Here is a 25994-nt window from a genome sequence, read left to right as displayed (position 1 = left end):
TCCATATCGCGCGGAGGGAGTGGGCTGACGGACGAGAGGACTTTACCTACGATGAGCCAGGCTCGGGTTACCCAGAGCCACGTTCCGGGAGGGTAAGTGTCCACTGTCGTCATCAAGCGGCCGCCACGCCGCCCGGCCCCGGAGATCCCGGTCGGTGAGCTGCCCGTCGAGGCGCCGCCGGAGATCCCCGCCGCCGCCGGTGGGCGCTGGCAGCAGGCGCTGACGGTGCTGCCGATGCTCGGCGGGACGGTGGCCATGGCGATGATGTTCGGCCGCGGCGGTGGCGCCTACTCGTACGTCGTGGGCGGCATGTTCGGCCTCTCCTCGGTGGCGATGCTGGTGACCACCTGGGGCAGCGCCGGGCCGAAGAAGTCCGAGCTGATGGCCGCCCGCCGGGAATACCTGCGCCACCTGGGCACGCTCCGGCGCCGGGTGCGGGAGACCGCCGGCGCCCAGCGGGCCGGGCTGTCCTACCGCCATCCCGAGCCGGGGCGGCTCTGGTCGACTGTCGACAGTCACCGGGTCTGGGAACGCCGGCCCGGCGACCCGGACTTCGCCGTGGTCCGGGTCGGTACGGGGCCGCAGACGCTGGCCACCCCGCTGGTCCCACCGGTCACCCGCCCGCTGGAGGAGCTGGAGCCGATGACGGCCGGGGCGCTGCGGCGCTTCCTGGACGCGTACTCGGTGGTGCCGGACCTGCCGGTGGCGCTGTCGCTGCGCAGTTTCGCCCGGGTCTTCGTGCGCGGGCCGGCCGGCCCGGTACGCGGCGCCGGCTCGCCCGCCGCGCAGGCGCTGGCCCGGGCGGTGCTCACCCAGCTCGCCGTCTTCCACGCGCCGGACGAGCTGCTGATCGCGGTCTGCGCCGGGCCGGAACGCCGGGCCGCCTGGGAGTGGGTGAAGTGGCTGCCGCACGCCCATCATCCGGCGCGTACCGACGCGCTGGGCCCGGTGCGGCTGGTCACCAGCTCCGCCGCCGACCTGGAACGGCTGCTCGACGACGTGCTCGGCGCCCGGTCCCGGTTCAGCCCGCACGGCACGGCCACGGACGGGCCGCACGTCGTGGTGGTGCTCGACGGCGGCGACCTGACCGGCGCGAGCGACCTGGCCGGTGACGGCGGCATCGACGCGGTCACCGTGCTCGACCTGGACACCCCGCCGCCCCGGCTGCTCGACCGGTACGCGCTCCTGCTCGACCTGGTCGACGGCCGCCTGCACTCGCACTCCGCCGAGGGGCACGCCGAGGTGGGCGCCGCCGACGCGCTGGCGCCCGCCGACGCCGAGGCGGTGGCCCGGCGGCTCGCGCCGCTGCGGCTGGCCGGCACGGTACGCGGGCCGGACGCGCCGCCCGGCGCCGAGCTGGGCCTGCCCGAGCTGCTGGGTCTGGGCGACCCGGAGAGCTTCACCGCCGAGCAGGGCTGGGCGCCCCGGGCCGCGCGGGACAGGTTGCGGGTGCCGATCGGGGTGGGCGCCGACGGCGGGGCGATCGACCTCGACCTGAAGGAGTCGGCGCAGGACGGGATGGGCCCGCACGGCCTGCTGATCGGCGCTACCGGCTCGGGCAAGTCGGAGCTGCTGCGCACGCTCGTGCTCGGGCTGGCCGCCACGCACAGCTCGGAGCAGCTCAACTTCGTGCTCGTCGACTTCAAGGGCGGCGCCACGTTCGCGCCGTTCGAACGGCTGCCGCACACCGCCGCCGTGATCACCAACCTGGCCGACGCGCTGCCGCTTGTGGACCGGATGGTGGACGCGATAAACGGTGAGCTGATGCGCCGGCAGGAGCTGTTGCGCCGGGCGGGCAACTTCGCGAGCGTGCGCGACTACGAGCGGGCCCGGACGGCCGGTTCGCCGCTGGCCCCGCTGCCGTCGCTGCTGCTGATCTGCGACGAGTTCTCCGAGCTGCTGTCCGCCAAGCCCGACTTCATCGACCTGTTCGTGCAGATCGGCCGGCTGGGGCGGTCGCTCGGGGTGCACCTGCTGCTGGCGAGCCAGCGGCTGGAGGAGGGGCGGCTGCGCGGGCTGGACACGCACCTGTCGTACCGGATCGGGTTGCGGACGTTCTCGGCGCTGGAGTCCCGGACGGTGCTGGGCGTGCCGGACGCGCACGAGTTGCCGCGCAGTCCGGGGCACGGTTACCTGCGCTCGGGCACCGACCCGCTGGTCCGGTTCAAGGCCGCGTACGTCTCCGGCGCGGTCCGGCGGCGCGGCGGGGCGGCGGGCGCGTCCGGTGCCGGTGAGGCGCGCGTGCTCACCTTCTCCACCCACCTGGTCCCGGTGCCCGAGCCGCCCGTGCCCGCCGCCCTCCCGGCCGAGGACGACGGCGGCGAGACGCTGCTGGACCTGCTCGTGGACCGGCTGGCCGGGCAGGGCCCGCCGGCGCACCAGGTGTGGCTGCCGCCGCTGGACGCGTCGCCCGCCCTGGACGAGCTGCTCGGCCCGGTCGGCGCCGACCCGGTACGCGGGCTCGCGGTGGCCAATCCGGAGCTGCACGGGGCACTACAGGTGCCGGTGGCGGTGGTGGACAAGCCGTTCGAGCAGCGGCGCGACCTGCTCTGGCTGGCGCTGGACGGCGCGGCCGGGCACGTCGCGGTGGTCGGCACCACCCGCAGCGGCCGGTCCAGCCTGCTGCGCACGCTGGTCTGCGCGCTCGCGCTCACCCACACCCCGGCCGAGGTGCAGGTCTATTGCCTCGACTTCGGCAGCGGGACGCTCGGCGTGCTGCGCGACCTGCCGCACGTGGGCGGCGTCAGCGGACGGGCCGACGGCACCGCCGTGCGCCGTACCGTCGGCGAGGTCGCCGGGCTGCTGGCCGAGCGGGAGCGGCGGTTCGCCGAGGCCGGTGTGGAGTCGATGGCCGCGTGGCGACGGCGGCGGGCGGCGGGCGCGCCCGACCCGTTCGGGGACGTGTTCCTGGTGGTGGACGGGTGGAACACGCTGCGCGGCGAGTACGAAGACCTGGAACCGCTGGTCACCGAGCTCGCCACCCGGGGCCTGGCGTACGGGGTGCACGTGGTGGCGAGCGCCCTGCGCTGGTCGGACTTCCGCCCGGCGATCCGCGACCTGTTCGGTTCCCGGCTGGAGTTGCGTCTGGGCGACCCGGCCGACTCGGTGGTGGTCAAGCGCGCGTTGGCGGCGACCGTGCCGGAGGAGCGTCCGGGACGCGGCATCACGCCCGGCGGGCTGCACTTCCTCACCGCCGAGCCCCGCGTCGAGGCGCTGGGGGCCGAGACGGCCGACCTGGTCAAGGCGGTGGCCGGCGCGTGGACCGGTCCGCCCGCGCCACGGGTGCGGCTGCTTCCGCCGGTGCTGCCGTACGCCGAGCTGGACCAGAGCGCGACGAGCGGGCTGGCGTTCCCGATCGGCGTGGCCGAGGCGGACCTGTCCCAGGTGGTGCTGGACTTCACCACCGAGCCGAACTTCCTGGTCTTCGGCGACGCCGAGTGCGGCAAGTCGTCGTTCCTGCGCGCGCTCGCCACCTCGATCGTCAACCGGTTCACCCCGGAGCAGGCCCGGGTGATGCTCGTGGACTACCGGCGCAGCCTGATGGGCGTGATCGAGACTCCGCACCTGATCGGGTACGGCACCGCCGCGCCGCACACCGCCGAGCTGATCGAGTCGGCCGCCGGCTACCTCCAGGGGCGGCAGCCGGGGCCGGAGGTGACCCCGGCGCAGTTGCGCAGCCGGTCGTGGTGGAAGGGGCCGGAGCTGTTCGTGCTCGTGGACGACTACGACCTGGTGGCCGGTGGCCCGACGAACCCGTTGCGGGCGCTGGAGGAGCACCTGCCGCACGCACGGGACATCGGGCTGCACCTGGTGCTGGCGCGGCGTACCGGCGGTGCCGGGCGGACCGCGTACGAGCCGATCGTGCAGCGGCTGCGCGAGCTGTCCACGGCCGGGCTGGTGATGTCGGGCGGGCCGGAGGAGGGCACTCTCGTCGGCCAGGTGAAGGCCGGGCCGCTTCCCCCGGGGCGGGCGCGGCTGGTCACCCGCCGGGAGGGGGTGCGCCTGGTGCAGCTGGCGCATCTCCCGCCCGGGTGATCGGGCTGGCCGAGTTGCCCCGTGACGGGCGGGACAACCGGTAATCTCCGTGCAGCATTTGTCTGACGCGACCGAACGGCTGGGGAATGTGACAGGGGATCGGCAGGGACTGCCCGGTGGGCCGCCCCGGCGTCTCGCCGGACGCGCGCTCCTCGCCGCCGCGTCGGCACTGGTCACCGTGGCCGGTCCGCTGGCGCCGCCGGCACATGCCGCGCCCGCCGCCCCGGCCACTGTGGCGCGGCCCTGGGTGGCCCCCGGCGGCCTGCTGCGCACCGACCAGGTACGCGACGAGCAGTGGCAGTTGGAGGAGTTGCGGGCGACGACCGCGTGGCGCACCTCGACCGGGCGCGGCGTGGTGGTCGCGGTGATCGACTCCGGTGTGGACGGCTCCCACCCCGACCTGGTCGGTCAGGTGCTGCCCGGCCTGGATCTGGTGACGCCGGACGGCTCGGACGGCCCGGACCCGGTGGGGCACGGCACCACCGTCGCCGGGCTGATCGCCGGGCGGGCCGACGACGACCGGGGCGTGGTGGGGCTCGCGCCGGATGCCAAGATCCTCCCGGTCCGGGTCCTCGACGCCGAGAACCGCTACGACGACGCGCTGATCATCGCGAAGGCGGTGCGCTGGGCGGTCGACAACGGCGCCCGGGTGGTCAACCTGTCGCTCGGCGGCAGCATCGACAACCCGGCCCTGGCCGCGGCGCTCGACTACGCGTTCGCGCGGGACGTGGTGGTGGTGGCCTGCACCGGCAACCTGGCCACCTCGACGACCACCGAGGTCTGGTATCCGGCCCGGGAACCGGGTGTGCTCGCGGTCACCGGCCTGGAGCGGACCAGCGAGAACCTCTGGTCCGGCTCGATCACCGGGCACGAGACGGTGCTCAGCGCCCCGGCCACCGGGCTCTACGGCGCCCGGCCGGACGGCTACTGGCGGGTGCAGGGGACGAGCTTCGCCGCGCCGCTCGTCGCCGCGACCGCCGCCCTGGTCCGCGCCCGTTATCCGAAGATGTCGGCGGGCGACGTGGTCAACCGGCTGATCACCACAGCCCGGGACCTCGGGCCGACCGGCCGGGACGACCGGTTCGGCTACGGCCTTGTCGATCCGGTGGCCGCGCTGACCGGCGACGTGCCGGGGGTGGGCCACAACCCGCTCGACGACAACGCCTCCCCCGGCGTGGTGGGCTTCGGCCCGGCACCCGGCGAGGGGCGGGACACCCGGGCCGCGGCGGCGGGCCGGGGTGGCGATCCGTTCGGGCGTACGGCGGAGGGCTGGACCGCCCGGCCGGCGGGGCAGACGGAGGTCTGGGCCCCGGAGCGGCTCTGGACCGGCCTGGCCCTGTTCGTCGCGCTCGTCACCGGCACCGCGTTGATGGTGCGGCGGTTCCGGCAGACCCGCCGCTGAACCGGTCTGACCCTGCCCTCAGGTGGGTAGGGGAAGCCCCATGGAGACCACCGGGGCGCCGGTCACGCACCGGTCGTGGCGCGGCCGCCGCCTCGACCGCGAGCACTCTCTCGGCCTGCGGCTCACACTGGCCGCCGTCGCGGCGTTCCTGGTGCTGGTGCCGTTCGCCCTGATCGCGCTGCTGGTGCTCGGCGCCTGGCCGCCCCTGCTGCGGCTGGACGCCTCGATCACCGACGCGTTCCACGGGTACGCGCAGGACCACCCCGTCTGGGTCGACGTGATGACGGTCTGGACGCACGTCTTCGGGCCCGGCCCGCTGCGGGTCGCCGCCGTCGCGGTGGTGGTCTGGCTGGTCCGGCGCGGCGCGCCCCGGCTCGCGGTGTGGGTGGTCGTCACCATGGTCACCGGCGGGCTGCTCGGCGCGCTGCTCAAGCTGCTCGTCGGCCGGGACCGGCCGGATCTGCTCGAACCGGTGGCGCGGGCCGCCGGTTACTCGTTCCCGTCCGGGCACGCGCTCAACGCCACGCTGGCCGCCGGCGTGCTGCTGCTGGTGTTCCTGCCGTTCGCACGGGACAGCCGCCGGGGCCGGGTCGCGTTGTGGACGGCCGCCGTGCTGGTCACGGTGGTGACCGGGATCAGCCGGATCGCGCTGGGCGTGCACTGGACCAGCGACGTGGTGGGTGGCTGGGTGCTCGGGACCGCCGTGGTGGCCGCGACAGCGGCCGGCTTCGCCACCTGGCGCAGCGGCTCCGGGCGGCGGTCCGCGCGTCCGCTGCGTGAGGGGGTCGAGCCGGAGCTGGCCGACCAGGGGCCGGAGGGCGGGCGGGCGTAGCCGGACCCGCGCCGGGGTACAGGCGATGCCATGTCCGATGTCGTGATCCGAGTCACCCGGCGTGTCCTGCTGCCGCTGGTCCTGCTCTTCGCGCTGATGGTGGGCCTGGGCCTGCTGGTGACCCGGGTGCTGGCCCACACGTGGCCGTTCACAGTGGAGGACACGGTCAACCGTGAGCTGGCCGGCGACCGGACGCCGGGCTGGAACGACGTCTCGCTGGTGTTCAGCACGCTCGCCAGCACCCAGATGATCGTCGTGGTGACGGTGCTGGCGGCGCTGGTGCTGCGGCTGGTGCTGCACCGCTGGCGGGAACCGTTGTTCCTGTGCGCGGCGGTGACCGCACAGGCGCTGATCTTCCTGTTCACCACGATGGTCATCGACCGGAACCGTCCGGCCGTGGCACACATGGACGCCTCCCCGCCCACGTCCAGCTTCCCGTCCGGGCACACGTCGGCGGCCACCGCGCTCTACGTCGGTCTGGCGCTGCTGCTGGCGCTGCGGGCCCGCAGCACCCCGGCCAAGGCCACCTGGTGGACGCTGCTGGTGCTGGTGCCGATCGGCGTGGCGCTCACCCGGATGTACCGGGGCATGCACCACCCCAGCGACGTGGTCGCCTCGTTCCTCAACGGCGGCACCTGCGTGGCGATCATGGCGCGGGCGGTCCTCGACCGCACGCTCACCTGGGGCCGTGCCCATCTGCCGCTGTCCCGCTCCGGTGACGAGGCGACACCGGCGGGAGCGTCGGCGGGCGGCTGAGCGCCGCCGGGCGGCTCAGGTGCAGTCGCCGGTGGCGACTCCCCGGGTACGCTCCGCACCCGCCAGCGCCACCGGTCGCGCCTCGGCCGCGGTCACCGCGAAGCCGGTGTTCGGGTCGTCCGCCGCCGCCGCGAAGATCACGCCGAGCACCAGACCGTTCGAGGAGACCAGCGGGCCGCCGGAGTTGCCGCTGCGCACCAGCGCCCGGATCGTGTAGATCTCCCGGTTGACGTCACCAGCCGAGTAGATGTCCGGGCCGGTGATCCGGTCGACGTCCCGGATCCGGGCCGGGCGGGCGTCGTACGGGCCGTCGAGCGGGAAGCCGAGCACGATCGCGTCCGCACCGGTGGCGGCCGGCCCGGCGGCGAACCGCAGCGACGGTCCGGGCAGCCCCGGCACGTAGAGCACGGCGAGGTCCCGGTCCGGGTCGTAGACGACGACCTCGCCGTCGTACCGCTCGCCGCGCAACTCCACCGCCACCGAGCGGGTGCCGGCCACCACGTGCGCGTTTGTCATCACCCGGTCGTCGGCGTACACGAAGCCGGAGCCCTCGATGCGGCGCGAGCAGCTCGGCGCGGAGCCGAGCACCTTGACCACCGACCGCCTGCTGTTCTGCACCACCTGGGAGTTGGCCAGCGCCGGGTCGGGCGGTGCGACCTGCCGGGCCGGGGTCCTGCCCAGACCGTTGAACACGTCGGGGAAGCCGTTCGTGTCGACGGTGTCCCGCAGGGCGGTGGACAGGTCCTGGGCGCGGTCGGGCAGCACCCGGTCCACCACGGTGAGCAGTGCGCTGTTCTTGACCGAGGCGGCCAGCCAGGGCACCGACGAGGAACCCAGCGGCACCGCCACCAGCCACGCCACCAGCATGACCGCGATGACCGAGATGAACGCGCCGCCGACGTCGTCGATCTTCCGGCCGGTCCGCCCGGTGATGGCGGCCCGCAGGTTGGAGCCGAGCCAGCCGGCCAGCGCCTGCCCCAGCACGGCGAGCCCGAAGATCGCCACCAGGGAGATCAGCACGCGGGTGCCGCTGGCCTCGAACTGCTGGGCGATCAGCGGCCCGACCTGGAGGCCGAGCAGCGCACCCAGGAAGAAGCCGGAGAACGACAGGGCCCCGATGACGAAACCCTGACGGTATCCGCTGGTCGCGAACACGAGCATGAGCAGAAGAAGGACGAGATCCACGGCGGACACGCCCCAAGGGTACGGGCACCCTGCCCGCGGTCGGCTCAGCGCTCGCGGAACGTGACCCGGGGATGCGTACGGGTGATCAGCGCACCGGGCTCTCGTCGGCCGTCTCGGTGCCGGCCGAGGGAGCGGGCGTGGCGTCGACCGGCGGCAGATCCACCACCCGGGAGTGCGGCCAGGGCCGGGACCAGCCACCCATCTCCAGCAGCCGGTCGATCACGCCCGCGGTGAAGCCCCAGACGAGCATCCCGCGCACCGAGAAGGCCGGGCCGATCCAGCCGCTCGGGTGGCGTACCCGCATGCGGTTGTCCGGGTCGACCAGCTCGGTCACCGGCAGCCGGGCCACGTGTGCGACCTCGGCCGGCTCACGCGGATGCACCGGGTGCGGGTCGTGCCACCAGGCGAGCACCGGGGTGACCACGAAGTCGCTGACCGGGATCCAGAGCCGGGGCAGCTCGGCCAGCACCGTGACGCTGCCCGGGTCGAGGCCGACCTCCTCGTTGGCCTCGCGCAACGCGGTGGCGCGGAGGTCGGCGTCCTCCGGGTCGGCCGCGCCGCCGGGGAACGCCGGCTGCCCGGCGTGGTTGCGCAGCGTCGCGGCGCGCTGGAGGACCAGCACGTCCGGCCCGGCACCGGGCTCCTCGCCGAGCAGCACCAGCACGGCACTCTCCCGGCCGCCGCTCTCCGGCGTGACGATGCGGGTGAAGTCCTCCGCCCGCGCGGTACCGAGCCGGCCCAGCAACGGGTCGAACCATCCCGGCGGGCGTCGGGTCATACCCGCACCCCGAGGTGGCGTTCGAGCAGAGCGGCGAGGCGGGCGTCGTCGAGCGCGCCGGTCGCGTCGGTGTGCCGGATCCGCCCGTCGGCGTCGACCAGCACGGTCAGCGGGAACGCGTTGCGTTCCAGCGCGCGCTGGAACGCGTCGCCCTGGTCGAGCAGCATCGGGAAGTCGACGCCGTAGTCCTCGCCGATGGACTGCGCACCACCGCGGCTGTCCCGGCTGTTCACGCCGATCACCTGGAACCGGCCGTCGGCCCGCTCGCTGAGCCGCTGGAAGGCGGGCAGCTCCTTGCGGCAGGGCGGGCACCAGGACGCCCACACGTTGATCACGGCCGGGCCCTTGACGTCGCGCAGATTCACAGGTGTGCCGCCGGTGAAGCAGTTGAGCGTCAGGTCGGGCAGCTGCTCCCCGGCCTTCCCGGCGGGCGCCGGGGACGCGACGGCGGGCGCGACGGTCAGCGGGGTGCAGTCGGCGAACGGCGAGGGCCGCTCGGCCCGGGTGGCGGCCGCCGGGCGTTCCGGCTGCTCGGCCGTGGCGGTGCAGCCCGCCGCCGCCAGCAGCAGCGGGACGAGCAGGTACGCGAGCCGGCGCATCACGGCACGTCCGCCGCGGCGGCCTGCTGCGGCACCAGGTCGGGGTCGAGGCCGACGGCGACCGCCAGGTCACGGGCCCGGGGGCCCTTCAGCAGCTTGGCCGCGGCGGCCGGCTCGGTCGGCCCGGTGCCGTACGCGGGGCACAGCTTCGCCAGCGTGCACGCGCCGCAGGCGGGCTTGCGGGCGTGGCAGACGCGGCGGCCGTGGAAGATCACCCGGTGCGACAGCATCGTCCAGTCGCGCTTCGGGTAGAGCGCGCCGATCGCGTGCTCGATCTTCACCGGGTCGGTCTCGGTGGTGAGCTGCCACCGCTGCACCAGCCGCTGGAAGTGGGTGTCGACGGTGATGCCGGGGACGCCGAAGGCGTTGCCGAGGATGACGTTCGCGGTCTTGCGGCCGATCCCGGGCAGGGTCACCAGGTCGTCGAGCCGGCCGGGCACCTCGCCGTCGTACCGCTCGCAGAGCGCCCGCCCGAGGTTGATCAGGGAGCTGGTCTTGTTGCGGTAGAACCCGGTGGGCCGGATCAGCTCCTCCATCTCGGCGCGGTCCGCCGCGGCGTAGTCGGCGGCGGTGCGGTAGCGGGCGAACAGCTTCGGCGTGACCTCGTTGACCTTCTTGTCGGTGCACTGGGCGGACAGGATCGTCGCGACGGCGAGCTCCAGCGCGTTGGAGTGGTCGAGCTCACAGTGCGCGTCGGGGTGCGTCTCGGTCAGCACCCGGCCGATGCGCCGGGCACGGCGCGTACGGCCGAGGTCGGTCTCGGGGGAGCGCGTGGTCACGTCGGCCAGCCTACGTCGCGGGGCCGACGCTCCGGCGGCTCGGCGCGGCCGGCGTGCGCTCAGCCACCCGCCGGTGCGGTGATCTTGCCGGTTCCGTCGAGCTTCGCGCCGGTGTCCGGGAAGTCGGTCCGGTTCAGCTCGCGGACCAGCCCGAGGCCGCGGTTCTGCCGGTCGACCGACGGACGGCCCACGCCGTTCATCACGGTGGAGGTGAACGTGCCGCCGACGAACTTCCCCTCGGCGGTGAGCGACACCTTGAGCACCCCGCCCCAGCCGAGCCGGCCCGAGCTGTTCAGCGACTTCCCGCCGCCGGCGAAGTTGCCCAGGCTGTACGCGATCAGCCGCCCCTTGTAGAACTCCATCCCGCGCAGCACGTGCGGGCCGTGCCCGATGACCAGGTCGGCGCCCGCGTCGATGACGGTCCGGGAGAAGCGGATCGGGTCGCCGCGGTTCTCGCCGAAGAACATCTCGGTACCCGGCTTCACCCGGGTCTTGTCCGCGCCCTCGGCGCCCATGTGCACCTGCACCACGACGATCTGGGCCGACTCCTTCGCCATCTCGATCACCTGCTTGGCGGCGTCGAGGTCGACCAGGCTGTTCGACCAGGGGTACGACGAGAAGCCCACCACGGCGACCTTGACGCCCTTGACGTCCACCACGGTGATCTCGCCCGGGGCGCCGGTGTGCTTGAGCCCGTGCGCCTCAAGCGCCGACTGGGTGTTCTCGTAGCCCTGCCGGCCGTAGTCGTAGCCGTGGTTGTTGGCCTGGTTGAGCAGCTGGAACCCGGCCGAGCGCAGGTGCGCGGCATAGCCGGGCGGCGCGCGGAACTGGTAGCAGTTCTTCGGCTCCGGGCCGCACTTGCCGGCGCCGGTGTCGTCGGTGAGCGGCTCCTCCAGGTTGCCCATCACCAGGTCGCCCTTGAGCGCCGACTTCACGTCGTCGAAGAAGCCCTTGCCGCCGTTGGGCGGCAGCCGGTCCGGCGCGTTCCCCATGATCACGTCACCGGTCGCGGTGAGCGAGATCGACGGCTCGTTCGCGCCGTCCGGCGCCGCCGGCTGGTCACCGGTCGCGGGCCCGGCCGAGCCGGTCGACCCGCCGCCCTGGCCCGCCTGCCACCTGGGATCGCCGGACCCGCCGGCCTCACCGCCGCAGCCGGCGACGAAGAGGACGGCGACGAGCGCGGCGAACGCGGCCAGGCGCCGGCCGAGCACCGCGCGACGCGGCCCGGGAGCGGCGGCGGGCGTCCCGGCGACGGCGGCACGGAGGGTACGGGGCACAGAACGGGCGGGAGCGTACATCGTCGGCGACGCTACCGTCCCCGGAACGCCGCGACGAGGGCCGATCGGTCGGAAAACCCGTCGTGTCGAATACGCCGAGCCCACGTCAGCCCGCCCGCCGGTCGGACCACGGCACCACGGTCCCGGTGCCGCCGGAGCGCACGGCGGCGTGCACGGCCCGGGCCAGCGGCGCGCCCCAGGCCGAGCGAGGGCCGCCGTAAGCCGCCGGATCGCCCTCGGCCGGGCAGAGCACAGTCACCGCGTCGGTGGGGGTGCCGGTGGCCGGCAGTCCCAGTTCCCAGATCGCCTGCGCCTTCGCCTCCGTGGCGGTGGCCACGGCGTTCACCAGTGCGGCCTCGCTCAGCCGCACCGGCACGTACGCGACGATGTTGACGGTGCCGACGTGCTGCGCGGGCCGGACCGGGCCGGATGCGGCGTGCGGGGCCGGGCCGGATGCGGCGTGGGCCGGCTCGGGCGCGGCGGCCCACACCGGCGTGCCCAGGCCCACAGTCGCCCAGACCCGGACGCCGCCGTCGGCGCGGCGCACCACCTCGGTCACGTCCACGCCGGTCAGCAGCCCCACACCGGGGCCGTCCAGGCCGAGGCCGTCCGCCAGCTCGGCCAGGTGGGCGGCGGGGTCGTCCCGGTCGTACGACATCGGCACCGTCGCGTTGAGCACCCACCCGCGGACGCCGATCCCCCCGCCCAGCGGCGCGGAGCCGACCGCCAGCAGCGGCCTCTCGGCCCGCCACACCAGCAGCGGGATGTCCCACCCGGTTTCGGACCGGCTGGTCAGGAACGGCTCACACAGCACGCCGGTCACCCTACGATCACAGGTGGGAACGGGTGGCGCCGGGCCGGGCCGAGTGCGGGATCTTAGCTGCTCACCAGGTCCGGTGGGTTACGCCCAACGATCAAGATTCCAGGGGTGCACCTCTGATTCCTACTCATGTGCGCCTAGACTGGCGGCGCGCGAGGGATCAGCGGACGGCGGACCCGGCCGACGGACGGCACGCGCAGGCGGAGGTGCGCGATGGACGAGGTACTGGCCCGCAGCGGGATCTTCCAGGGTGTCGACCCGGAGGCTGCCGAGGCGCTCGCCAAGGAGATGGAGACGATCGAGGTCCGCAAGGGCGAAATCGTCTTCAACGAGGGCGAACCCGGCGACAGTCTCTACATCCTCCTGTCCGGCAAGATCAAGGTGGGTCGCCGCGCGGCGGACGGCCGGCAGAACCTGATCGCCGTGATGGGCCCGTCGGACATGGTCGGCGAGCTGTCGCTGTTCGACCCCGGTCCGCGTACGGCGACGGCCACGGCCGTCACCGACACCCGCCTGGTCCGGCTGCGCAAGCAGGCCCTGCGGCCGTGGCTGAACAACCGGCCCGAGATCGCCGAGCAGCTGCTGCGGGTGCTGGCCCGCCGGCTGCGCCGCACGAACGACTCGCTCGCCGACCTGATCTTCACCGACGTGCCCGGGCGGGTCGCCAAGAACCTGCTCCAGATGGCCGGCCGGTTCGGCACCCGCGACGGCGGCGTGCTGCGCGTGACGCACGACCTCACCCAGGAGGAGATCGCCCAGCTCGTCGGTGCCTCCCGGGAGACCGTCAACAAGGCGCTGGCCGACTTCGCCTCGCGCGGCTGGCTGCGGCTGGACGGCAAGAGCATCATCATCCTCGACCCGGAGCGCCTGGCCCGCCGCGCGCGGGTCTGACCTCCGTACCGGCTTCCCGGCCCGGCCCGCCTCCGCGTGGAGCCGGGCCGGTGCCGTCTCTGCCCGCCGCAGAATCGCTTGGCCCTCCCGGACCGGTGACGCCAGGCTGGGACGATGCCTGATCGCGTCGCCGTCCTCTCCGACATCCACGGTGTGCTGCCCGCCCTGGACGCCGTCCTGGCCGAGCCGGACGTGGCCGCCGCCGACCTGATCGTCCTCACCGGCGACCTGGCGGCCGGTCCGCAGCCGGTCGAGGTGCTGGACCGGTTGGCTGCGCTCGGTGACCGGGCGTGCTGGGTCGGCGGGAACGCCGACCGCGAGCTGGTGCAGGCGCGGGCCGGCCGGCCGGCACCCGTCGCCGTGTCGCACTGGGCCGCCGGGCAGCTGCGCGACGACCAGGTGGCCCGGCTGGCCGCGCTGCCGCCGTCCGTCACGGTGCCGGTCACCGGGCTGGGCGAGGTGCTGTTCTGCCACGCGACCCCGCGTGACGACGAGGAGGTAGTGCTCGTCGACTCCCGGCTCGACCGCTGGGCAGAGGTCTTCGCCGGCCTGCCGGCCGAGGTCGGCACGGTGGTCTGCGGGCACACGCACATGCCGTTCACCCGGCTGGTCGACCGCCGCCTGGTGGTCAACCCGGGCAGCGTCGGCATGCCGTACGGGGGCGCCGGCGCCTGGTGGGCGCTGCTCGGCCCGGGCGTGCAGTTACGCCGGACCCGCTTCGACGTGGACGCCGCGTGCGCCGCCGTCGCCGCCGGTTCGGCGTTCCCGGACGCCGAGGCCTGGGCCGACGAGTACGTCCGCTCCCGCCACTCCGACGCCGACGCCCTGGCCGTCTTCGCACCGCGCGACGGCCGCTGACCCGGGTCCCCCGGGGATCGACCGTCCTGTCTGGACCGGGACATCGCGATCCGCGACGCTGGGATAGCGTGAGGTGATGGACCGGCGGTATCGGATCCTCCTCGTCTCCAGCAGCGGCGGGGTCCTGCTCGATCTGCTCGCGCTCCGCCCGTGGTGGGAGCGGCACGACCCGGTGTGGGTGGCGGTCCGCGCCCCCGACACCGAGGTGGCGCTGGCCGGGCAACGGGTGCACTGGCAGCCCGAGCTGTCGACGCGCACCCGGTGGCAGGTGCTGCCGGCGGCCTGGCGGGCCCTGCGGCTGCTGCGCCGGGAGCGACCCGACGTGGTGGTCTCGGCCGGCACCGGCGTGGCCGTCGGCGTCTTCCTCGCCGCCCGCCTGCTCAGGGTGCCGTCGCTGTGGCTGGAGACGTTCAACATGACCGGGCCCGCCGGGGCCGCCGCGCGGCTCTGCTCCCGCCTCGCCGCCGCAGTGCTGGTGCAGCGACCCGCCCTGCTGGCGTCCCGGCCCCGCGCGGTCCTCATCGGGGAGCTCTACTAGTCATGGCCCGCCTCCTGGTCACCGTCGGCATGGGCCCGTGGCCGTTCGACCGCCTGATCGAGGCCGTCGCACCGCTCTGTGCCGCGCACGAGGTGTTCGTCCAGACCGGCACGTCGGCGGTGACCCCGCCGTGCCCGCACGCCCCGTTCCTGCCCCTGGACGACCTGCGGAGTCGGCTGGCCGCCGCCGACGTGGTGATCACCCACGCCGGGAACACGGTGCGGCTGGTCCAGCGGCTCGGCCGGGTGCCGGTCGCGGTGGCCCGGGAGGCGGCACGGGGCGAGATGGGCAACGACCACCAGGTCGACTACCTGCGCGCGGAGGAACGCTCGGGCCGGGTGGTGGCGGTGTGGGACGTGGCCGAGCTGCCGGCCGTGGTGGCCGCGCATCCGCAACGGCAACAGCTGCTGCTCGCGGAACGCCCGTTGCCCGGCCCGGTCGACGGCGAACGCCTGGCCGCCACTCTGGACGCGCTCTGCGCCCGGCTGGTCCGATGAGCCGGGCCGACGAGGCGACGCGCCGGGCGGGTGTACGGCCCTTCGCCACCCACCCGCTACGCCGGTACGCGTTCGCCTGGGACGCGCTGTCCGGCCGCACCGGCCGGCACCTCGATCTGGGCTGCGGCACCGGAGACTTCCTCGCCGTGCTGCACGAACACGGCACCGTGACCTGCGAGGGCGCCGACCCGCACCCGGGCTACCTCGCCGAACTGGCGGCCCGCCATCCGGATCTGCCGCTGCACCGGCTCGGGGTCGGCGAGCCGCTGCCGTTCGCCGACCGCCACTTCGACTCGGTGAGCCTGCTCGACGTGCTGGAACACGTGCCCGACGAGACCGCGCTGCTGACCGAGACGCACCGGGTGCTCGCCCCCGACGGGCTGCTGGTGCTCACCGTTCCCCGGCGGCACGTCTTCACCTTCCTCGATCCCGACAACGCCAAGTTCGACTTCCCCCGGCTGCACCGCCGGATCTACTCGTGGCGGTTCGGGTCGCAGGTGTGGCACAGCCGGTTCGCCGACCTCTCCGACAACCTGCGCGGCGACATGTCGGTCGGCCGGGACCGGCACACCAACTACCGCACCGAAGACCTGCTCGGCCTGCTGCGCGCGACCGGTTTCACCCCGACCACTGTGACCGGCGCCAACCTGTTCTGGCGGTGGTTGCAGATCCCGGCGCTGCTCACCGGCGGCCCGGTGCGCCGCCTGCTGGAGCGCGGCATCCACCTCGACGGCCGGCTGTTCCGCTCGGCCAACCTCTTCGTCATCGCCCGGAGACTGCCGTGACCGTCGCCGACACCGCCCGCCTCGCCTGGTTCTTCGGCCGGCTCGCCGTCAAGGAACGGTTCGCGCCCCGGCTGCACGTACGGCCACTGGTCGCCGAGCTGTTCCTCACCGACAACTGCAACCTGCGCTGCACGAGCTGCGGCTGCTGGACCACGAACACCAAGGGTGAACTCTCCACCGACGAGTGGCGCGACGTCCTGCGTCAGCTCGTCGCGCTGCGCATCCACAAGGTCAACTTCACCGGCGGCGAGCCGCTGATCCGGCCGGACGCGCTGACCCTGATGGCGTACGCCCGCGAGGTGGGGGTACGCCACCTGCATCTGAACACCAACGGCATCCGTCTCACCCCGCCCGTGCTGGACGAGGTGCTCGCCGCGGGCGTACGCAGCTTCAACGTCTCCGTCGACGGCCCGACGGCGCTTGTGCACGACCGGATCCGCGGGCGGCTCGGCGCGTTCGAGACGACGACCCGGCACCTGCGGAACCTGATCGCCGCCCGGGACCGGCTCGGTCTGAAGGTACGGATGAACTTCACCGTCATGCGGGACAACGTGGACAGCCTGCCCGGCATCGCGGCGCTGGCCCAGGAGCTGGGCGTGACGCTCTATCTCAACCTCGTCACCGACCGGACGTTCCTGTTCCGCACCGACGCGGTCACCGACCAGACCGACGTGGCGGGCGACCGGCTCGACGCGGCGCTGGCCGAGCTGGAGGCGATGGCCCGGGCCGACCGGCGGTGGTTGCCGCGTTACTCGGAGCTGCGTTACCTGCGTGGGCACTTCGACGACCTCGTCCAGCGCGACCTGCCGTGCGCCGAGTCGCAGCTCAAGTTGATGGTGCACTCCCGGGGGGAGATCGGCGGCTGCTGGGCCCACGATCCGACCGCCTCGGTCCGGCAGCGCCCGATCGCCGAGATCGTCGACGCGCCGGAATACCGTGCCGAGCACGCGCGGCTGTTCCGCAAGGAGTGTGTCGGCTGCGGCAGCAACTACAGCCTCAACCTGCGCTGGCGGCCGGGCACCTACCTGGCCGACCGGCAGTGGCTGCGGGGGCGGCGCAGTCTTGCCTGAGCCGATGCGCCCGAGCCAGCCGCTGTACGACGCGCTGGCGTCCGGCTACGAGGAGCACTTCGCGGTGCCGCACCGGCGTGCCTACGACGACCTGGCGTGGGAGCGGGTGCTCGCGTTGGTGCCGCCGGGCGCCCCGGTGGTGGACGCCGGTTGCGGCGTGGGCCGGTGGGCGCGGCGGCTGCTCGACCTCGGCCATCCGGTGACCGGCGTCGAACAGGCGCCGGGGATGGTGGCCGAGCTGCGCCGCCGGCCGCCCGGTTCCGGCTTCACACTGGTCGAGGGTTCGATGACGGAGGTGACGCTGCCGGCTACGGCCGGCGCGGTGCTGGCGATGGGTTCCCTGCAGTACACAGCCGATCCCGAGCGGGCGGTCCGGCACCTGGCCGGGTGGTTGCGTCCGGGCGGGGTGCTGGCCGTGCTTGTCGACTCGCTGGTGGGCCTGGTCCTGGAGCTGGTCGGTGCGGGCCGGGATGACGAGGCGGTGGACCGGCTGGCCCGCCGGCGGGGTGTCTGGCGTGCCGAGGGGCACGCCGCCGACCTGCACCTGCTGGACCGGGCCCGGTTGGAGGCCGCGTTCCGCGCCGCCGGCCTGGTCGAGATCCGCAGCGCCGGGCTGCTGGTCAGCGCCGCCGCGCTGGGGCGGGCCGGGCTGGCCGGACGGCTGGACGCCGACTGGGACGCGCTGTTGGAGCTGGAGCGACGGCTGGGCGACGCCCCGGTCCTCGCCGACGCCGGCAAGCAGCTCCTGGTGACCGGTCGCCGCGCGCCGGGGTGACCGCCCGTCCCGGTTCAGTCCAGGCAGCGGCGGAGCGCGGCGACGACCCGTTCCGCCTGTTCCACTGTGAGCTCCGAGGACATCGGCAGGGCCAGCGCCTCAGCGTCCAGCCGTTCGGTCACCGGTAGGCGCTCACCGCCGCCGAGTGGGCCACTGTGGATTGCCGCGAAGTAGGGCTTGGTCCGCACGCCGAGTGCGGCCAGCCGCGTCGCCACGCGGTCGCGCCGGGCGAAGCGACCAACCCAGTGCACCCAGCAGTGCCGGTCCCCGGGGCGTACCCGCTGGACCTCCACCGGCAGGGCGGACGCCGCGGCGGCGTAGACCTCGGCCACCTCGCTCCGGCACCGGACCAGCGTGTCCAGCTCCGCGAGCTGGTCGACCGCGACGACGGCGTGCAGCTCGTTCATCAGCTCGGAGCGGGTCCAGCCGGCCGGTGCGGCGAGGACCGCCTCGGCGGCGTCGGTGGGCAGCACCAGCGCACCGCCGGCGCCGCCGGCCGACACCACCTTGGCGAAGCTCATCGAGTACGAGTGCGACAACGCCTGCTGTGCCACCGGCCGCCCCTGGTGCAGGCTGCCGAGGGCCGCGGCGGAGTCGGCCAGCAGGGCCACCCCGGCGGGGTCGCAGACCGCCCGCAGGGCCGGGTAGTCGCACGGGTTGCCGAACGTGTCGACGCAGAGCACCACTCGTACGCCGCCCCGCTCGATCGCGGCGGCGACGGCCACCGGGTCGATCGTCCAGGTCGCGGCGTCCACGTCGACGAAGCGCAGTCTGTAGCCGAGTTGGACCAGGATCTCCGCGGTCGCGGGGAAGGTGTAGGACGGCAGCACCGCCACGTCGCCGGGGCGGGCCGGGCCGACGGTGGCGGCCACCATGATCCGCAGGGCGGCGGTCCCCGAGGCGGTGACCAGCACCCGATGGTCGTCGTCGAGTTGCAGCTCCTTGCCGAGGCGTTCGGTCAGCTCGCGCGTCCACCGGTTGCCGTGCTTGACCTCCCCGCTGACGAGCGCCTCCTGCTGGCGGGCGACGACCGTCTCGGGGTGTGCCGGCGGGGGCGGTACGACGACCGGCAGCGGCGGCCGGAACAGGGGTGCCCGGTCGTCGTCGACCTCGGCCACCAGCTTCGCCAGGGCCGGGTGGAGCGGCTCGACCCGGTGGCCGGCGGCGGTCAGCTTGTCGGTGACCACCAGGCCGGAGCTGTCCGGCGCCGGGCGCGGCATGGTCAGCAGCGGCGCCGACGAGCCGCACAGGTCCCGGATCCAGGTGGCGAGGTCGGTCAACGGCACCGGTTCCCCGCCCACGTTCCATACGCCGGGGTCGATCCCGCGCAGGAGGAGCCGGGCGAGGGTGTCGGCGGGCAGGAAGCTGCGTACGGTGTCCGCGGTGACCGGCAGCGGCAGTCCCTGGCGGGCCCGGCGGACCAGCCGGGTGGCCACCCGGTGCTGGCCCGGGCCGAAGACGTTCGCGAGCCGGAGCACGGTCAGCCGGTCGGGCGGGATCGCGTCCGCGACGAGTCGTTCCTGCGCGAGCTTCGCCATCGCGTACGTCCACCGCCCTGTGGGGTCGGCGTCGGCCATCGCCCGGGCCAGTGGGGCGGCCCGCCACGGCGGGCAGGGTTCCCGGGCGAGGTCGCGCACGCGGGCGCACCAGCTGTCGAGTTCCCCGGCGGACCACGGCAGGTCGGGCGTGGTGTCCTCGGTGAGCGGGCCGGACGCGGCGCCGTAGACCTCGACGGAGGAGGTGAGCACCACCTGGCGTCCGGCCAGGCGGGGCAGGAGCCGGGCGGTGCTGACCGCGTTGTCCAGCGGCAGAGTCCAGGGGTGGCGGGGCCGGGGGTGGCTCGCGCCGAGCAGCACCACGACGATGCCGGGCGGCAACTCGGGTGGTTCGGCGGTGAGCAGGTCCGCCCTGATCCAGTCGAGGCCGGCGGCGGTGTTCGCCTCGGCGGGTGGGTGACGGTCCACGGTGGTGACTCGCGCGCCGGCGGCCAGCAGCACCTCGGCGGTAGCCGTGCCCAGGAAACCCGCCCCTCCGACGAGCACAAATTCATTCATGTTGTGCCTCCCCGTGATCCAGCACGATATCGCGGATGACGGCCGCGCGGAGGTGTCGGATAGCGGTCCGGGTTCGACGTCGGGGACGGCCAAAAAAGTCAGGCTTGACTGTTTGTTTTGGGCGGGGCAGGCTGTCTGCGTGTCGAGCCGAGTTCCACAGCAGGAGCGCAGCCGGGCCACCCAGGCCCGGTTGCTGGAGGCGACCGTCGAGTGCCTGGTGGAGCACGGCTGGTCCGGCACCACGACGACTGTGGTGGCGGCCCACGCCGGCGTCTCCCGGGGCGCCCAGTTGCACCACTACCCCACCAAGGCCGCGCTGGTGACCGCCGCCGTCACGCACCTGACCGAGCGCCGGGCGGCCGAGCTGCGCGCCGAGGCGGCGGTCCTGCCGTCCGGGCCGCAGCGCCTCGACGGAGTGGTGGACCTGCTCGCCGCCTCGTTCACCGGCCCGCTGTTCGCGGCAGCGCTGGAGCTGTGGGTGGCCGCCCGCACCGACGCCGAGCTGCGCGCCGCGCTGGTGCCGCTGGAGGCGCGGATCGGCCGCGAGATGTACCGGCTCACCGTCGAGCTGCTCGGCGTGGACGAGCGCCAGCCGGGGGTGCGCGAGTCGGTGCAGGCCACCCTCGACCTGCTTCGCGGCCTCGGCGTGGCCAACCTGCTCAGCGACGACTCGCCCCGCCGTTCCGCCCTGCTGAGCACCTGGAAACGCCAGCTCGCCGCGCTGCTCACCCCCGAGAGCCGGCGGCACTGATCACCTGACGCCCCACCCCCGCCCGGAGGCACAATGGTCGACCTGACAGCCCTGCTCGCGGACCTGGCCGCCGAGTCCGAACAACTCGACGCGCTCGTCGCGGACCTGCCGCCGGAGGGATGGGAGCGGCCGACACCGGCCCCGGGCTGGACCGTCGCGCACCAGATCGCGCACCTGGCCTGGACCGACCACGTCGCCTACCTGGCGGCCACCGACGAGTCGGCGTTCTTCGCCTCGGTCATGGCCGCGCCGGACCCGTCGCGTCTGGTCGAGGACGGCGCCGAGTCCTTCCTCGCACCGGCGCCCGCGCTGCTGGCCCGCTGGCGTACCGGCCGGTCGGCGCTCGCCGGGGCGCTCGCCGCCGTCCCGGCCGGGCAGAAGATCCCCTGGTACGGCACCAGCATGTCGCCCACCTCGATGGCGACCGCCCGGCTGATGGAGACGTGGGCGCACGGCGAGGACGTCGCCGACGCGCTGGGTGTCACCCGTACCCCGACCGGGCGCCTGCGCCACATCGCGCACCTCGGCTTCCGTACCCTCGGGCACGGCTTCGCAGCCCACGGCCGCGAGGTGCCCACGGCGCCGGTGCGGGTCGAGCTGACCGCGCCCACGGGCGGCGACGTGTGGGAGTTCGGTCCGGCCGACGCGGCCGACCGGGTGACCGGCCCGGCGCTCGACTTCTGCCTGCTCGTCACCCAGCGCCGGCACCGCGCCGACCTGGCCCTGACGGCCACCGGGCCGGTGGCCGACGAGTGGCTGGACGTGGCCCAGGCGTTCGCCGGCCCGCCCGGCGACAAGCGGGAGCCGGCGGACGGGGGCCCGGCATGAGCGAACGCACCGAGCGAAGCGAGGGCCGTGAGAGCATGCCCGACCGGCCCGCCATGAGCGTGCTGCGGATCGGGAACGCGTCGGGCTTCTACGGCGACCGCTTCGCCGCCTGGCGGGAGATGATCGACGGCGGCGAGCTGGACGTGCTGACCGGTGACTACCTGGCCGAGCTGACCATGCTCATCCTCGGCCGCGACCGGATGCGTGACCCGTCGCTGGGCTACGCGAAGACGTTCCTGCGCCAGCTGGAGGGCGTGCTCGGCACCGCGCTGGAACGCGGCGTCACGCTCGTCACGAACGCGGGCGGCCTCAACCCGGCGGGGCTGGCCGACGCGATCAAGTCGCTCGGCGACCGGCTCGGCCTCCAGGTCCGGGTCGGGTACGTCGAGGGCGACGCGATCCAGCGGCCGGACGCGCTGACCGCCAACGCCTACCTGGGCGCGTTCGGGATCGCGGCCTGCCTCGACGCGGGCGCGGACGTGGTGGTCACCGGGCGGGTCACCGACGCCTCGCTGGCTGTCGGCCCGGCGATCGCCCGCTTCGGCTGGACCCGCGACGACCTGGACGCGCTGGCCGGCGCCACGGTGGCCGGGCACCTGATCGAGTGCGGGGCGCAGGTCACCGGCGGCAACTTCAGCTTCTTCACCGAGTTGCCGGACGGCGGGCACCGGCCCGGCTTCCCGATCGCCGAGCTGCACCCGGACGGCTCGTCGGTGCTCACCAAGCACGCCGGCACCGGCGGCGCGGTCACCGTCGAGACGGTCACCGCCCAGCTGTTGTACGAGGTGGGCGGGCCGGACTACCTCGGGCCGGACGTGGTGACCCGGCTGGACACGGTACGGCTGGAGCAGGAGGGCCCGGACCGGGTACGCGTGTCCGGGGTACGCGGCACGCCGCCGCCGGACACGCTCAAGGTGGGCGTCAACAACCTGGGCGGCTTCCGCAACTCGATGACGTTCGTGCTGTGCGGGCTGGACATCCCGGCCAAGGCGGCGCTGGTCCGGGGCCAGATCGAGGAGTCGGTCGGCACGGAGGGGCTGGAGTTCACGCTGGCCCGCACCGACCACCCGGACACCGGCGACACGGAGGCGGCGAGCGCGCTGCTGCACGTACACGTGCGGGACGGCGACAAGTCGCGGGCCGGGCGGGCGTTCTCGGCGGCGGCGGTGGAGCTGGCGCTGGCCTCCTACCCGGGCTGCACGCTCACCACGCTGCCCGGCGACGCGACGCCGTACGGCGTGTTCACCGCCGACACGATCGCGCAGGACGCGGTCGAGCACGTGGCGGTGCTGCCCTCCGGCGAGCGGGTGCCGATCGCGCCGCCTACGGTGACGAGCAGTTTGCAGGGGGCCCTTATACAACACGAGGCGTTAACAGGGGGCCCTTCCTTGCACGACACCCGGCGGGGGGCGCTGGGTGAGCTGGTCGGCGCGCGGTCGGGCGACAAGGGCGGCGACGCCAACCTGGGCGTCTGGGCGCGTACCGATGCGACCTGGCCCTGGCTGCGCGACTGGCTGAGTGTGGAACGGCTGGCCGAGCTGCTGCCGGAAACCGCCGCGCTCACCGTCGAGCGGTACGAGCTGGCGAACCTGCGCGCTGTCAACTTCGTGATCCGAGGCCTGCTCGGGCAGGGCGTGGCCGCCTCCACCCGGTTCGACCCCCAGGCCAAGGCCCTCGGGGAGCTGCTGCGCTCCCGGGTGGTCGACCTACCGACGGAGGCACCCGCATGACCATCGTTGACACGCCGGAACGCCGGCAGCTGCGCGAGCTGACCCGCTCGTTCGTCACCCGGGAGGTGCTGCCGCACCTGTCCGACTGGGAGCGGGCCGGCGAGCTGCCCCGGTCGCTGCACGAGACCGCCGCGAAGATCGGCCTGCTCGGCATCGGCTTCCCTGAGTCCGTCGGCGGCAGCGGCGGCGACCTGCTCGACTCGATGGTGGTCACCGAGGAGATCATCCGCTCGGGTGGGTCGTCCGGGCTGGTCGCCGCGTTGTTCACGCACGGGATCGCGCTGCCGCACATGGTCGAGACCCAGGACGAAGGGCTGATCGACAGGTACGTCCGGCCGGCGCTCGCCGGGACGATGATCGGTGCGCTGGCGATCACCGAACCGGACGGCGGCTCCGACGTGGCGGGCATCCGCACCTGCGCGGTCCGCGACGGCGACCACTACGTCGTCAACGGGTCCAAGACGTACATCACCAGCGGGGTCCGCGCCGACTTCGTCACCACTGCTGTCTGCACCGACTTCCCCGGCTCGGGCTCGGTCAGCCTGCTGGTGATCGACAAGGGCACGCCCGGCTTCACGGTGGGCCGGCGGCTGGAGAAGCTGGGCTGGCACTGCTCCGACACCGCTGAGCTGTCCTTCGTCGACGTCCGGGTCCCGGTGACGAACCGGGTCGGCCCGGAGGACACCGGTTTCCTCGCCATCATGCAGCAGTTCGCCAACGAGCGGATCTCGCTCGCCACCCAGGCGTACGCGACCGCGCAGCGCTGCGTGGACCTGACGGTGCGGTGGTGCCGGGACCGCCAGACGTTCGGCCGGCCGCTCGTCGGGCGGCAGGTCGTCCGGCACAGGCTGGCCGAGATGCACTCCCGTACCGAGGCGGCGCGGGCGTACGTGCACGAGGTCGCCGAGCGGGTCGCCGCCGGGCAGCCGGTGGTGACCGAGGTGGCGGTCGCGAAGAACGTGGCGGTGTCCGCGTGCGACTTCGTCGTCGACGCGGCGCTGCAACTGCACGGCGGTTTCGGCTACATGCGTGACGCCGAGGTGGAGCGGCACTACCGCGACGCCCGGCTGCTCGGCATCGGCGGTGGCGCCACCGAGATCATGAACGAGATCATCGCGAAGGGCATGGGCCTGTGAGCACGACAGTTCTGCAGAGCACGATCGACCCGTCCGCGCCCGCCTTCACCGCCAACCGGGAGGCGCTGCTGGAACGCCTCGCCGAGCTGGAGGAGGCACTCGACCAGGCCCGGGGCGGTGGCGGCGAGAAGTACGTGACCCGCCATCACGGTCGCGGCAAGCTGCTGCCCCGGGAGCGCATCGAGCTGCTGCTCGACCCGGACAGCCCGTTCCTGGAGCTGTCGTCGGTGGCCGCGTTCGGCACCGACTTCCCGGTCGGCGCCAGCACCGTGACCGGCATCGGCGTGGTCGAGGGCGTCGAGTGCCTCATCGTGGCGAACGACCCGACGGTACGCGGCGGCGCGATCAACCCGTGGTCGCTGGCGAAGACCCGGCGGGCGGGTGAGATCGCGGCGGCCAACCGGCTGCCGATGGTGAACCTGGTCGAGTCGGCCGGCGCGGACCTGCCCACCCAGGCGGAGATCTTCATTCCCGGCGGCCGGGTGTTCCGTGACCTGACCCGGCTGTCGGCGCAGCGGATCCCGACAGTGAGCGTGGTCTTCGGCAACGCCACCGCCGGCGGCGCGTACGTGCCGGGCATGTCGGACTTCACCATCATGATCCGCGACCGCTCGCAGGTCTACCTGGCCGGACCGCCGCTGGTGAAGATGGCCACCGGCGAGGTCACCGACGACGAGTCGCTCGGCGGCGCGGCGATGCACGCCACCACGTCCGGCCTGGCCGACTTTCTCGCCGAGGACGAGCGCGACGGCATCCGGCTGGCCCGGCAGTGCGTCCGCCGGCTCAACTGGCGTAAGCAGGGCCCGGCGCCGCGCAACCCGGATCCGTTGCCGCCCCGGTACGACCCGGAGGAGTTGCTCGGCATCGCCAGCGCCGACCTGAAGGTGCCGTTCGACCCGCGCGACGTGCTGGCCCGGGTGCTCGACGACAGCGCGTTCGACGAGTTCAAGCCCGGCTACGGCACCGCGCTCGTCACCGGCTGGGGTGAGCTGCACGGCTACCCGGTCGGTGTGCTGGCGAACGCCCGGGGCGTGCTGTTCAGCCAGGAGGCGCAGAAGGCGGCCCAGTTCATCCAGCTCGCCAACGCGGCGGACACGCCGCTGATCTTCCTCCAGAACACCACCGGCTACATGGTCGGCACCGAGTACGAGCAGCGCGGCATCATCAAGCACGGCGCCATGATGATCAACGCGGTGTCGAACTCGAAGGTGCCGCACCTGACCGTCAACCTGGGCGCCTCCTACGGCGCCGGCAACTACGGCATGTGCGGCCGGGCGTACGAGCCGCGGTTCCTCTTCACCTGGCCGAACGCGAAGTCGGCGGTGATGGGCCCGGCGCAGCTCGCCGGTGTGCTGTCCATCGTGGCCCGGCAGGCGGCCGCCGCCCGGGGACGCGAGTACGACGAGGACACCGACGCCGCCATGCGGATGATGGTCGAGCAGCAGATCGAGTCGCAGTCCGGGGCGCTGTTCCTGTCCGGGCGGCTCTACGACGACGGCGTGATCGACCCCCGGGACACCCGTACCGTCCTCGGGTTGTGCCTGTCGGCGATCCACAACGGACCGGTGAAGGGCGCCGACGGTTTCGGCGTCTTCCGGATGTAGGGGGCGTACCCAAA

At 74.0% G+C, this 25994-nt stretch carries 23 protein-coding genes; 16 read left to right on the top strand and 7 right to left on the bottom strand.

Going from position 1 to position 25994, the window contains the following annotated elements:
• Positions 1-96: 96 nt before the first annotated feature.
• From eccCa to AB0D28_RS13430, 4 genes are all read left to right on the top strand, one after another.
• Complete coding sequence (gene eccCa / locus AB0D28_RS13445; RefSeq protein WP_357385445.1) at positions 97-4035, top strand: type VII secretion protein EccCa; 3939 nt, start codon at positions 97-99, stop codon at positions 4033-4035.
• A gap of 88 nt (positions 4036-4123) precedes the next feature.
• Positions 4124-5437, top strand: coding sequence for a type VII secretion-associated serine protease mycosin (gene mycP, locus AB0D28_RS13440; protein WP_357385443.1), 1314 nt, complete (start codon positions 4124-4126; stop codon positions 5435-5437).
• A 40-nt stretch (positions 5438-5477) separates the two neighbouring features.
• A complete protein-coding gene (locus AB0D28_RS13435; protein ID WP_357385441.1) occupies positions 5478-6269 on the top strand; it encodes a phosphatase PAP2 family protein in 792 nt (263 codons plus the stop codon).
• Between the two features lie 30 nt (positions 6270-6299).
• Positions 6300-7025 (top strand): phosphatase PAP2 family protein, encoded by a 726-nt coding sequence (locus tag AB0D28_RS13430; RefSeq protein WP_357385439.1) that lies wholly within the window; start codon positions 6300-6302, stop codon positions 7023-7025.
• A 15-nt stretch (positions 7026-7040) separates the two neighbouring features.
• Here the strand turns inward: AB0D28_RS13430 and AB0D28_RS13425 are convergent, their stop codons facing one another.
• The 6 genes from AB0D28_RS13425 to AB0D28_RS13400 all read right to left on the bottom strand — a co-directional run bounded on the left by AB0D28_RS13425 (position 7041) and on the right by AB0D28_RS13400 (position 12457).
• Positions 7041-8219 (bottom strand): MarP family serine protease, encoded by a 1179-nt coding sequence (locus AB0D28_RS13425; protein ID WP_357385437.1) that lies wholly within the window; start codon positions 8217-8219, stop codon positions 7041-7043.
• Positions 8220-8295: 76 nt separating this feature from the next.
• Entirely contained in the window at positions 8296-8988 is a 693-nt protein-coding gene (locus AB0D28_RS13420; RefSeq protein WP_357385435.1) for a CoA pyrophosphatase, read from the bottom strand.
• The gene (locus AB0D28_RS13415; RefSeq protein ID WP_357385433.1) at positions 8985-9590 is read right to left on the bottom strand and encodes a TlpA disulfide reductase family protein; all 606 of its coding nucleotides are present in this window, start codon (positions 9588-9590) and stop codon (positions 8985-8987) included. The genes AB0D28_RS13420 and AB0D28_RS13415 overlap by 4 nt, the downstream gene beginning before the upstream one ends.
• A complete protein-coding gene (gene nth, locus AB0D28_RS13410) occupies positions 9587-10366 on the bottom strand; it encodes an endonuclease III (protein WP_357385431.1) in 780 nt (259 codons plus the stop codon). The genes AB0D28_RS13415 and nth overlap by 4 nt, the downstream gene beginning before the upstream one ends.
• 59 nt (positions 10367-10425) lie before the next feature.
• Entirely contained in the window at positions 10426-11643 is a 1218-nt protein-coding gene (locus tag AB0D28_RS13405; RefSeq protein WP_357385429.1) for a CapA family protein, read from the bottom strand.
• 106 nt (positions 11644-11749) lie between these two features.
• Complete coding sequence (locus tag AB0D28_RS13400) at positions 11750-12457, bottom strand: adenosylcobinamide amidohydrolase (RefSeq protein WP_357385428.1); 708 nt, start codon at positions 12455-12457, stop codon at positions 11750-11752.
• Between the two features lie 219 nt (positions 12458-12676).
• On the opposite strand from AB0D28_RS13400, the gene AB0D28_RS13395 reads away from it, so the two are divergent.
• The 7 genes from AB0D28_RS13395 to AB0D28_RS13365 all read left to right on the top strand — a co-directional run bounded on the left by AB0D28_RS13395 (position 12677) and on the right by AB0D28_RS13365 (position 17877).
• Entirely contained in the window at positions 12677-13354 is a 678-nt protein-coding gene (locus AB0D28_RS13395) for a Crp/Fnr family transcriptional regulator (protein WP_007466162.1), read from the top strand.
• A 114-nt stretch (positions 13355-13468) separates the two neighbouring features.
• Positions 13469-14212, top strand: a complete 744-nt coding sequence (locus AB0D28_RS13390; RefSeq protein ID WP_357385426.1) for a metallophosphoesterase family protein — start codon at positions 13469-13471, stop codon at positions 14210-14212.
• A 76-nt stretch (positions 14213-14288) separates the two neighbouring features.
• Entirely contained in the window at positions 14289-14750 is a 462-nt protein-coding gene (locus AB0D28_RS13385) for a glycosyltransferase (RefSeq protein ID WP_357385424.1), read from the top strand.
• A gap of 2 nt (positions 14751-14752) precedes the next feature.
• Positions 14753-15247: a hypothetical protein gene (locus tag AB0D28_RS13380; RefSeq protein WP_357385422.1), complete on the top strand. Its 495-nt coding sequence runs from the start codon at positions 14753-14755 to the stop codon at positions 15245-15247.
• Positions 15244-16032 carry a methyltransferase domain-containing protein gene (locus AB0D28_RS13375; protein WP_357385420.1) on the top strand — a complete coding sequence of 263 codons (789 nt, stop codon included), beginning with the start codon at positions 15244-15246 and terminating at the stop codon, positions 16030-16032. The genes AB0D28_RS13380 and AB0D28_RS13375 overlap by 4 nt, the downstream gene beginning before the upstream one ends.
• A complete protein-coding gene (locus AB0D28_RS13370) occupies positions 16029-17102 on the top strand; it encodes a radical SAM protein (RefSeq protein ID WP_357385418.1) in 1074 nt (357 codons plus the stop codon). Before AB0D28_RS13375 ends, AB0D28_RS13370 begins: the two co-directional genes overlap by 4 nt.
• A gap of 4 nt (positions 17103-17106) precedes the next feature.
• Positions 17107-17877, top strand: a complete 771-nt coding sequence (locus AB0D28_RS13365; RefSeq protein ID WP_357385416.1) for a class I SAM-dependent methyltransferase — start codon at positions 17107-17109, stop codon at positions 17875-17877.
• 14 nt (positions 17878-17891) lie between these two features.
• On the opposite strand, the gene AB0D28_RS13360 is transcribed toward AB0D28_RS13365, so the two are convergent.
• The gene (locus AB0D28_RS13360) at positions 17892-19931 is read right to left on the bottom strand and encodes an aminotransferase class I/II-fold pyridoxal phosphate-dependent enzyme (RefSeq protein WP_357385415.1); all 2040 of its coding nucleotides are present in this window, start codon (positions 19929-19931) and stop codon (positions 17892-17894) included.
• Between the two features lie 139 nt (positions 19932-20070).
• On the opposite strand from AB0D28_RS13360, the gene AB0D28_RS13355 reads away from it, so the two are divergent.
• The 5 genes from AB0D28_RS13355 to AB0D28_RS13335 are packed head-to-tail and all read left to right on the top strand — an operon-like array spanning position 20071 to position 25980.
• Complete coding sequence (locus AB0D28_RS13355; protein WP_357385413.1) at positions 20071-20682, top strand: TetR/AcrR family transcriptional regulator; 612 nt, start codon at positions 20071-20073, stop codon at positions 20680-20682.
• 33 nt (positions 20683-20715) lie between these two features.
• Positions 20716-21510 (top strand): TIGR03084 family metal-binding protein, encoded by a 795-nt coding sequence (locus AB0D28_RS13350; RefSeq protein WP_357385411.1) that lies wholly within the window; start codon positions 20716-20718, stop codon positions 21508-21510.
• A gap of 53 nt (positions 21511-21563) precedes the next feature.
• Complete coding sequence (locus AB0D28_RS13345; RefSeq protein ID WP_357385584.1) at positions 21564-23240, top strand: acyclic terpene utilization AtuA family protein; 1677 nt, start codon at positions 21564-21566, stop codon at positions 23238-23240.
• The gene (locus tag AB0D28_RS13340; protein ID WP_357385409.1) at positions 23237-24376 is read left to right on the top strand and encodes an acyl-CoA dehydrogenase family protein; all 1140 of its coding nucleotides are present in this window, start codon (positions 23237-23239) and stop codon (positions 24374-24376) included. The genes AB0D28_RS13345 and AB0D28_RS13340 overlap by 4 nt, the downstream gene beginning before the upstream one ends.
• Entirely contained in the window at positions 24373-25980 is a 1608-nt protein-coding gene (locus tag AB0D28_RS13335) for a carboxyl transferase domain-containing protein (RefSeq protein ID WP_357385408.1), read from the top strand. Before AB0D28_RS13340 ends, AB0D28_RS13335 begins: the two co-directional genes overlap by 4 nt.
• Positions 25981-25994 lie beyond the last annotated feature (14 nt).

The organism is Micromonospora sp. NPDC048169, from assembly GCF_040652815.1.
Classification (GTDB): Bacteria; Actinomycetota; Actinomycetes; order Mycobacteriales; family Micromonosporaceae; genus Micromonospora.
Note: the sequence above shows the minus strand (reverse complement) of the source record. Positions and strands in the feature narration are given on the sequence as shown.